Origin of the sequence: Pseudomonas laurentiana (assembly GCF_014648275.1) — a bacterium.
Classification (GTDB): Bacteria; Pseudomonadota; Gammaproteobacteria; order Pseudomonadales; family Pseudomonadaceae; genus Aquipseudomonas; species Aquipseudomonas laurentiana.
The window spans coordinates 1-511 of record NZ_BMQU01000210.1 but is presented as its reverse complement, the minus strand read 5'-3'; the positions used below and the strand labels follow the sequence as shown (position 1 = coordinate 511).

The following is a 511-nucleotide window of genomic DNA, read 5'->3' as shown; positions in this document are numbered from 1 at the left end:
GACTCTTTCTCCATTAGGTAATATTCTTTCAGACCAAGCGAGAATCTGCTCGGGAGAAACTAATCCAATTTGAAGTTGTTCGTGTTTATTCTGGTCATTCATAAAAAATAAATTTTGATTCATTTTGATCAAACTTCCTTCTTATCTATCTGAAAGTCTATCTCAGATAGGATAGTATGATTCAATTCTAGAGCTAAAGATCGTAGTTCTCGACTGAGCAATCGGAAAGATTCTGTAAAAGTGCTAGGTTTAGGCATTGGTTCTCCGTTGAAAATGGCACCAAATATTTTTTCACGAGTGTCCATATGATCAGATTTTAAAGTAAGTATCTCGTGTAAAATATAAGCAACACCAAAACCTTCTAGAGCCCAAACTTCCATTTCTCCTACTCGTTGTCCTCCTCTGGAGGATTTTCCTTTTAGAGGTTGTTGTGTAACCAACGCATAAGGTCCACGGGAACGTGCATGAATTTTGTCGTCAACTTGATGACACAATTTCGATATATAAGCTA

General features: G+C 36.8%; 1 protein-coding gene. It reads right to left on the bottom strand.

Going from position 1 to position 511, the window contains the following annotated elements; genetic code table 11:
* Positions 1 to 128: 128 nt before the first annotated feature.
* Positions 129 to 511, bottom strand: a 383-nt coding sequence (locus IE038_RS25820; protein WP_229775755.1) for a DNA-directed RNA polymerase subunit beta, incomplete at its 5' end; no start/stop codon positions are given.